8 protein-coding genes and 3 pseudogenes are annotated in these 7857 nt (G+C 67.5%); 9 read left to right on the top strand and 2 right to left on the bottom strand.

Features of this window, described 5'->3' with window-relative positions; genetic code table 11:
- Positions 1 to 304: 304 nt before the first annotated feature.
- From AB0D66_RS33780 to AB0D66_RS33740, 9 genes and pseudogenes are all read left to right on the top strand, one after another.
- The gene (locus tag AB0D66_RS33780; protein ID WP_362310992.1) at positions 305 to 1489 is read left to right on the top strand and encodes a ParA family protein; all 1185 of its coding nucleotides are present in this window, start codon (positions 305 to 307) and stop codon (positions 1487 to 1489) included.
- Complete coding sequence (locus AB0D66_RS33775; RefSeq protein WP_362310991.1) at positions 1486 to 2661, top strand: ParB/RepB/Spo0J family partition protein; 1176 nt, start codon at positions 1486 to 1488, stop codon at positions 2659 to 2661. The genes AB0D66_RS33780 and AB0D66_RS33775 overlap by 4 nt, the downstream gene beginning before the upstream one ends.
- A 588-nt stretch (positions 2662 to 3249) precedes the next feature.
- Positions 3250 to 3480 carry a hypothetical protein gene (locus AB0D66_RS33770; RefSeq protein WP_362310990.1) on the top strand — a complete coding sequence of 77 codons (231 nt, stop codon included), beginning with the start codon at positions 3250 to 3252 and terminating at the stop codon, positions 3478 to 3480.
- Positions 3481 to 4091: 611 nt separating this feature from the next.
- Positions 4092 to 4532: a hypothetical protein gene (locus AB0D66_RS33765; protein WP_362310989.1), complete on the top strand. Its 441-nt coding sequence runs from the start codon at positions 4092 to 4094 to the stop codon at positions 4530 to 4532.
- Positions 4533 to 4661: 129 nt separating this feature from the next.
- On the top strand, positions 4662 to 5402 hold the full coding sequence (locus AB0D66_RS33760) for a DUF2254 family protein (protein WP_362310988.1): 741 nt from the start codon (positions 4662 to 4664) through the stop codon (positions 5400 to 5402).
- 38 nt (positions 5403 to 5440) lie between these two features.
- On the top strand, positions 5441 to 5692 hold the full coding sequence (locus AB0D66_RS33755; protein ID WP_362310987.1) for a hypothetical protein: 252 nt from the start codon (positions 5441 to 5443) through the stop codon (positions 5690 to 5692).
- Between the two features lie 78 nt (positions 5693 to 5770).
- Positions 5771 to 6037: a hypothetical protein gene (locus AB0D66_RS33750; RefSeq protein WP_362310986.1), complete on the top strand. Its 267-nt coding sequence runs from the start codon at positions 5771 to 5773 to the stop codon at positions 6035 to 6037.
- Between the two features lie 123 nt (positions 6038 to 6160).
- Positions 6161 to 6431 (top strand): annotated as a pseudogene (locus AB0D66_RS33745) (isochorismatase family protein); the annotation flags it as partial.
- A gap of 274 nt (positions 6432 to 6705) precedes the next feature.
- Positions 6706 to 6978 (top strand): N-acetyltransferase, encoded by a 273-nt coding sequence (locus AB0D66_RS33740; RefSeq protein WP_362310985.1) that lies wholly within the window; start codon positions 6706 to 6708, stop codon positions 6976 to 6978.
- A gap of 375 nt (positions 6979 to 7353) precedes the next feature.
- Here AB0D66_RS33740 and AB0D66_RS33735 read toward each other — a convergent pair.
- Positions 7354 to 7561, bottom strand: a pseudogene (locus tag AB0D66_RS33735) (CBS domain-containing protein); the annotation flags it as partial.
- 201 nt (positions 7562 to 7762) lie between these two features.
- Positions 7763 to 7857 (bottom strand): annotated as a pseudogene (locus AB0D66_RS33730) (IS5/IS1182 family transposase); the annotation flags it as partial.

Here is a 7857-nt window from a genome sequence, read left to right as displayed (position 1 = left end):
CGCAGGTCCTTCGCGATGACCGCGGTCTTCTCACCCGCCGCGAACCGCACGCCGGCCTGAAGCCGGATTCCCTCACGAAACGCCCGACGCTCAGCGGTCAGGCCCCCCACCCTCCGGATAACGCATACCAACGGCATACCGCAGGGATCATGAACCGCACCACCCGACGACAACCCGAAAACCTCAGTAGCACCCCCTCCAGTGCTAACGCCGTTAGCACTGGAGGGGCAACTGCCGTGGAAAATTGGCAAAACGCCCCTACTGAGTCTCTGGAAACACCAACCACGGCAGTATGCTGCCGTTCATGTCATCTCCGAACTCGGGAGCTGAGCGGGAGAAGCTCGTCTCCAAGCTGCCCGCCCACCTCCAGCAGGCACTCAAAGTCCGTGCAGCGCAGCGCCAGACCGATATGCAGGACGCAGTCGCCACCGGTATCCGGGCCTGGCGTGACCACTCGGACGAGCTCCCCGCCATCAACACGGCCGGCGCCGACTCCTTCGGGACTTACCTCCCCGAAGGCCTTTACGAGGACTTCAAGACCGACTGCCGGGAACGAGGCGTCTCCTACATCCAGGGACTCGCCCAGTCCGTCGTCCTCTGGCTCGCTGACAATCCCGCCGAGGGACAGAAGACCACCCGGCGGATCATCGTCTGCAACCAGAAGGGCGGCGTCGGCAAGACGGCGGTCTCCGCCGGCCTTGCCGAAGCACTCGCTGAAGACCCGTCCGCCACAGGCGCCGCAGCCTCCGCGGCGATCGGCGGACTGCGAGTCCTCCTCGTCGACTATGACCCCCAGGGCCACCTCACGCACCAGCTGGGCCTCACCGCCATCCCCGCCGGCGAGGAAAGCCTCATCACGCACATGCTGCACCGTGAGCAGGCGAAGCAGCCGTTGCTCGACCTGACCATAGCCATAAGCGGTGACCGCTTCGGCGGCCGTCTGCGGATCCTGCCCGCAGCCTTCGACGCGTTCCTCCTCGACTCGGGTCTGACCGTCTTCCGTGGCCCGCGCGAAGCCGCCCTTGAGCGGGCACTCGCACCCCTCGAGGAGCACTTCGACGTCATCGTCGTGGACTCGCCCCCCAGCCTCGGACTGGCCATGGACGCGGCCCTCAATTACGGGCGTCAGCGTGACGGAGAGAAGCCCGGCTTCTCCGGGCTGATCATTCCGGTCGAAGCCGAGGACACCTCTGCCCAGGCATACGGAATGCTCATCCAACAGATCGACTCTCTCTCCCGGGACTTCGACATCGAGATCGAGCAGCTCGGTCTCGTCGTCAACAAGTTCGACAGCCGCCGCGGCTACATCGCGACCTCCTCCCTGGACAAGTGGAAGTCGCTCGGCACTCCCCCGGTCCTCGCCGTAGTTCCCGACGTCAAGGAACAGCGCGAAGCAGTTCGCAAGCAGCGCGCGCTCCTGGACTACGCGCCCGACAGCGAGCAGTCCCACCAGATGCGGCAGATCGCCCGAGGGGTGAAGACCGCATGAGCAAGGCAGACATGCTGGGGGACTCCCCCACCTTCAATGCGGTCGCCCAGCCCATGAGCAGCCGCGCGGCTTCTTTCGCCCGGTTCTCAGGCCAGGATGGTCCGGCCGCGGAGGCAGCTCCCGCCACCTCCGCAGGGACACTCCGCGTTGCACTGGCCGCCCTCGCGCACAACCCCTACAACCCCCGTGAGGAACTGAAGTCGGTCGAGGATCTGGCCGACAGCCTGACCTCCCGAGGCGTCATCCAGCCCCTCGCGGTTGTAACACGACAGGCCTTTCTCGCAGCGCACCCCGACCATGAAAGCCAGATCGGCAAGGCCACATACCTTGTCGTCGATGGCAACCGACGACTGGCAGCCGCGAAACTCGCTGGGCTCGATGACGTCCCCGTCCACGTCGACGACTCCCTCGCGCAGGACGCCGACACCCTCCTTGAAACGGCCCTCATCGCGGCCGTCCAGCATGAGAACCTCGACCCGCTCGACGAAGCGAAGGCCCTCCAGCGCCTCGTTGGTGTCCACGGATCCCAGCGAGCTGTCGCGCGCGCCCTAGGCAAGTCCAGCCCGTGGGTTAGTCAGCGCATCGCACTGCTCAAGCTCACCCCGGAGCTCCAAGAAGCGGTCGAGGACCGCACTCTCCCCGTGGAGATCGCTCGCAACGTGGGACAGCTCCCCGCGCAGCAGCAGCAGAGCGCCGCTGAAGAAGCCATGGCCAAGCGGGCTGAGACCAAACGACGTAAGCAGAGCAACCAGGGTGCTAACGCCGTTAGCACCCCTGACGCCCCGCTAGGCGCTAACGCCGTTAGCGCCCCCGGGCCTGAGCGCGCTGCGCCGGGCGGAGCGACGGGTGCTAACGGCGTTAGCACCGAGAGTGTCACAGCAGCTCTCCCCCTCGCTGATGACTCAGCTATCGCCGAGGAAAGCCCGCCTGCCCGTCGAGTGGACGTTCCCAACCTTCCCCCCATGCCATGGCACGACGGAAACGCCGTCATGGACCTCGTCATCGCAACTCTGGACGAGGAGCAGCGAACTCGGTTCCTGCATCGCTATGTCGAGCGCAGCGGAAGCAAGGAGGCGCTGGTCGCTGACCTCGCGCGGAGCCTCCCCAAGGAGGGGCGCCTCCAGCTTGCCTCGATCCTCGCTGCGGTGGCGGCCGACCTGCGCGCCATCTGATCGACACGCATATCAAAGGGGGTGCGCTCGAGCACCCTGCAACGAGAGGCCGGACTCCGCGGGGAGTCCGGCCTCTCGTGGCCTGGATGAACTGCGCCCGGTCGGGGAGCTGTAGTGCGCACGGTCAGCCAGATCCAGGGAGGGGGCAGAACATGGGACGGGAACGATGCTGCTGGTGGTCCTAGCGGGGGCCGGCCCCAGGAGGGTGTGGCGGGGACGCTCGTACGCGGCGGCGCCACGAAGCCGAGGCCGAGAAGGTCCGGCTCGCGGCACACGGATGCACCGAGGTCCGCAGGGCAGGCGGCGCGAACGATCTGGGCGACGACGTCATCGCCGGGTTCCCGGACGGGCATGCCTGGAGGTCAGGCGGGCGAGGACCTTGTGGGTGCCGATTCGGCGCCACACGGTCGGCGCCGGATCGGCACCCGCAGCGATCCTTTTGCCCGTCCGGCATCCACCCACCCCCGTGCCTGACCCGGACCGGCTACCCCGGCACACCGGCCCTGGTCCGGGCGCACCTGTCGACCTGGGGTGCCTTCTCCCCGGCCGCCGGGCCGGAGCCACTGTGCGGTCCTCGCCGGAGCGGCAGTGCGGGAGAAGCTGTGCACCGTCGGCATGCGGGGCCGGGCGTACGACGTCGCCGCCCAACAGCAAGCGGGGCGATGCCCGAGCTCCTACTCACAGGCCAAGACCCCGGACTTCGACGGCGAGCAGCTGTGTCGCGTGCCGGACGCCTTCACGAAGGTCGGCGACGGAGAGGAACCGACGGTGAAAGTCCGAGAGTGGGCTGACATCAGCGATGACCTGGTGACAGGCTGAGCAACTGGACAGGACAGAGGACGGGAAAAGAACCTGTGGCCGCCTGGACGAGCAGCGCAAGCAGCAGGGCCGAGCGCACCTTCGCTCCGTCGGGCGCAGCTGACCGACCGCCCCGCCGGGTTGCGGTGACCGGTCATGGTCACGGAGCCGGGCGCCTCGGGCAGCCACGAGGCCGTGACCGATCAGCGCGTGACCGATCCAGTGACCGCTGCCAGGCCCGATGACCGATGACCGATCCGGGTCCCATCGGTCACCGGTCATGACCGAACCACGGGCCACCGGTCACTGGCCCGCCGCCTGCACCTCGACCACGGCGGCGGGTACTTCGACCGGCTGGATGCTGACTGGACCGGACCCCGGGGTCCGCAGCGCGATGACCGACTGGGTGGCCGATGGTCACCTCGGCCACGGTGTCGCGGCCGTGACCGATTCCCGGGCCAGTTCCCTGGAGCCCGCTCAGCTCCACGCTGCGCTCCGGCCGACGGGGCCGACGGGGCCGACGGGGCCGACGGCGGGACCGATTACGCTGACCGATGCCGTCAACGTGCCCTCCTTCAGCGCGCCGCCGGACGTGACCGATCGGCCTCCCCGGCCGCGTCAACGTTTACACGATGGCCGCCGCCGCCATCAATCAGCATCACTCGCGGGCAGTTACGCACGACCGGGGCCGCAACCGCGGCGCCGTCGGCCGGCCCCGTAAGAGATCGCCCGGGCCCGCACCGTGCGCGCGGCCGCCGCTAGAGCAGGCCACCACAGCACAGCCCACGCCCTCTCCGTCCTCGAAGTACAAAGTCGGCGAAGCCATCACACCTCCCGACCGGTTCCTGCCCCAGTGTGCCGCCGGTATCGGCAACGCCCACGTCATCCTCGACGAAGGACGTGCGATCGTCATCGATGGCACCGCCCACTTCGTCCAAGCCGTCCTCACCCTCGGACAGACCTACACCGACGGAACCTTCAAGGTGACGTTCAACCAAGACGGCAAGAGCATCACCCACACCTCCGACGGAAGCAGCAAACCCGTCACCGAAACCTGCGAGCCCGCCCGTTGACAGCCTCTTCGAGGTAGGGAAATGGCCGGACGCTGGGACCGATGGATGGTGCCCCCGTGATGGCACGGGCGCCATGCGCTTCTGAGATTGGCGAGCCATTATGGGCGGTATTGGCGATATTGTGCCGATATGATCCATGTGCTGCGGTCCCGCGTGCCGTACAGGCTAGTGAGGCTGCGGGAACACGCTCGGGAGACCCTGTGGGTCACGCCGGTTGCGGGCCTAATCCTGGCCTGCCTTCTGTGGAACCTCGCTCTGACAGCGGATCAGGAGCTGGTCACCATACTGGCGAGTGACGGCATCAGCGTGCGGGACTTCACCGAGGACGCCAAGGCCATCGTCACAGCGGTCAGCCAGGCGATGCTGACATTTCTGGCCGTCGTATTCAGTCTGTCCCTGGTGGCCCTGCAGATGACGAGCGGGCAGCTGACACCCAGAGTGGTGCGCATCTTCGTGCGCAACCGGATTACCAAACTGACGTTGACGGTGTTCCTGTCGACATTTGTCTTCTCGCTACTGGTACTCACCTCTTACAACGACCCGGACGCTCCAGCCCCGGTTCCCCTGGTCCAGTCCTCATTCACGCTGCTACTCGTGGGTCTGAGCCTGGTGCTGTTCATCGCTTACGTAACAACCACGCTGCGGCTGATGCAGGTAGGGCCGGTCGTCGACCACATCACCCGCGAAGCGTTGCGGGTGATGGAGCGGTCGGCGGTATCGTCGCGTTCTTCGCATTCTCCTCCGGGCAGGGACGCATCGACTACATCGGCTACCTCGCCGCTTCAGTCGTCCTCGGCGCGCTGTGCGGTCTCGCAGCCCACCTCGTCCTTGCCCCCGCCCGCCACGTTCACCACCGGCAACAGGCCGTAGCCCGCCTCTGCACCGCGATGGGCCATCGCCTCGAGGGCATGGCGGAGATGTTCGACGGAAGCGATCCCGACGTCGAACGCGTCCGGCGGTGGCGTCGCGACTGGCGCACCCTGTCGGCCGACTGCGAACGCATCCGGCGCAACATCGACACCGAGATCGAAAAGAGCCGCCTCCGCCCGCCCCGCGGCATTGAAAGCGCCGAGTTCGCTCTCCCCCGCGCCCATGACTCGCTCACCGTCGCCGAGCGTGTCATGGACCACCTGCGCTTCATGACACGCACCCTCGACTAGGCCATCGACAGCGAACAGCTCACGAACCGGCCCGGCTCCTTCAGGACCGGATTGAGCTCCATGCTGCGGACAGGGGCCATGGCGTCGGAGGAGATCGGCCAAGCCTCCCCCACCGACGAGGGCCGCCTCGCCGGCCTGATCGACGACGCGACAACGCTTCTGGTCCGCGTAGAGCAGGAACGGGCCACCGCCGCAGCGCCTCCCGAAGTACACACCCTGCAGGGCACGCCCCTCACCGACGCCGGCCGCCTCCTGACCGAGCTCCGCTCCGGCCACCAAGCGCTCACCACCCAATCCTGTACCCCCCACCAAGCCCAGATCAGCCGGTCCAGACGAGATCCGTGAACGTGAAGGGACTCTCTGCCGACTGCACCTCTGGCCGCCGGCTGCTGCTGTCAATCGGGTGAGCGCTCGGACGAAACCGAAGCGGGGGCGGGCTTGGGACCCCGGCCGATCCTCAAGCGTGACCGCTCCCACCACGGGGAGATCCTGAACGCGGCGCTAGCCGGACCGCACGCCGACCTAATCGAGCCGGCACGGCCGGATGAGACCTCGTACTGCATCGTCAAGGCACGCCGCTCGGTTTTCTACGCAACTCCGCTCGCCCACCTGGTGGGAACTCGGGACGTATCGGACCTGGTCCTGTGCGGGCAGGTCACCGAGAAGGTGCGGCCTCTACTGCGCCCTGGACGTCCACATCCGCCACCTCACCGCCACCGTCGCCCGCGACACCGTCGCCCGACCGTTCCGAACCGTCTCGGCCTGGTGCAATGGGCGTCATCCGCCTCACCCTGGGCAGACGCGGATTCATGTCCGGAATCCACGCACGTCCCACGAGCGCACGTTCCGCCCCTGGCACCGCGGCAACGCCAGCCACCCACGCGGTAGAGCAAAGACGTCGCGGCGGTTTCGTCAGGCGGCTACGGCGCAGGATCCTGGCCTACCGGGACATCGAGTTCTGCTCCACTCGCATCCCTGGCAGCAGTGCGGGTGTAGAGGAGGACTGCCTGCTGTTGGTCCACGTCCGTAAGGTCGTCGGCCAGATCCACTACCGCACCTGCACCACCTGCGGGGAAGGGGTGATCACCGGCATCCATATCGACCACCGCCTCCTTCCCACCGGAATCGGCACCCGCGCCCTGTCTCACCTGCACTCCCGCCACCCCGGTATTACCTGGCGCAGCACACTAACCCTGCGCACCACACCTGACCTGCTCCGCCGGATGCGTATCCCCGTAGGCACCGTGGGTGCCCGCGCCCAGGCCGCCGCCGTGCGGGAATCCTGAAGGGTCCTGGCCCGGCGCTCGAGGAACCCGCGCGTGAGAACCTGAACCTCATTCCGTTTACAGTCCTGCGCTCGGACACGGATGGCGTGCTCGTAGCCTGGCAGCCCGCGGAAGTCACCCGGGCGGTCACCTGCCATACACGAGGACGAGGGCGAGCTGGACCTTCTCACCTCCCTGGCGGGCCTGCACAGGCCATAGCCTCCGCCCTCGCAGCGATCCTGGACGAAGCGGGCTTCGACGTGCGCCCCCGGCCCGAACGACACGGTTCTCGTGACCCACCCCGCCCCACCCCCAGCAGGCGCACTGGCCACATGTGGTGCTCGGCCAGCAGCCGGACCCAGCACCAGGCGTACGGACCGGTGGACCGGTCAGGTCTGAGAGCGCCTGGAGCAGGTCACCGACTTTCGCGTCCGGCATCGCGCGGGCGACGTCCGCGAACGCGACGATGCCCACCAGCGTGTGCCCGTCGATGACCGACAGCCGGCGGACCTGGTGCTCGCTCATGACGCGCAGGATCTCCTCCGCGCTGTCGTCGGCGACGATTGGTCATGGCCTCGCCCTGGGCCAGGTCGCCAGCCTTCACCTTGGTGCGCTCAGAGGAGTGGCCGCCGCCGTGGGACTTCTCGCCTCCGCGCTGTGATGCCGACTTGCCCTGGGTGGAGCTGCGGCTGGCCTTGCGGCAGGCATGGGCGCGTGCCGGGGCTCCGGCATTGTGCCGTGCCTCGCCGTCAGAGGGTGTTTTGACCCGTTGTTTCATCCCGTTCCGCGTACTTGATGTAGTTGTTGCTCCTCGCCAGGTTGGGGTGGATTCGTGGGTGATCCGGCGGGTCATGAGGGCGATCATCGCGATGTAGATCATGGCGGGGGAGCGGGTGGGCA

The sequence above is a fragment of the Streptomyces sp. NPDC048270 genome, assembly GCF_040652335.1.
Classification (GTDB): Bacteria; Actinomycetota; Actinomycetes; order Streptomycetales; family Streptomycetaceae; genus Streptomyces.
The sequence above is the reverse complement of the archived record's forward strand: the minus strand, read 5'-3'. Positions and strand labels throughout refer to the sequence as shown.

Coding starts and splice junctions, on each gene's coding strand:
- AB0D66_RS33780 (WP_362310992.1), top strand. CDS start 305: ATGTCATCTCCGAACTCGGGAGCTGAGCGGGAGAAGCTCGTCTCCAAG.
- AB0D66_RS33775 (WP_362310991.1), top strand. CDS start 1,486: ATGAGCAAGGCAGACATGCTGGGGGACTCCCCCACCTTCAATGCGGTC.
- AB0D66_RS33765 (WP_362310989.1), top strand. CDS start 4,092: ATGGCCGCCGCCGCCATCAATCAGCATCACTCGCGGGCAGTTACGCAC.
- AB0D66_RS33760 (WP_362310988.1), top strand. CDS start 4,662: ATGATCCATGTGCTGCGGTCCCGCGTGCCGTACAGGCTAGTGAGGCTG.
- AB0D66_RS33755 (WP_362310987.1), top strand. CDS start 5,441: ATGGCGGAGATGTTCGACGGAAGCGATCCCGACGTCGAACGCGTCCGG.
- AB0D66_RS33750 (WP_362310986.1), top strand. CDS start 5,771: ATGGCGTCGGAGGAGATCGGCCAAGCCTCCCCCACCGACGAGGGCCGC.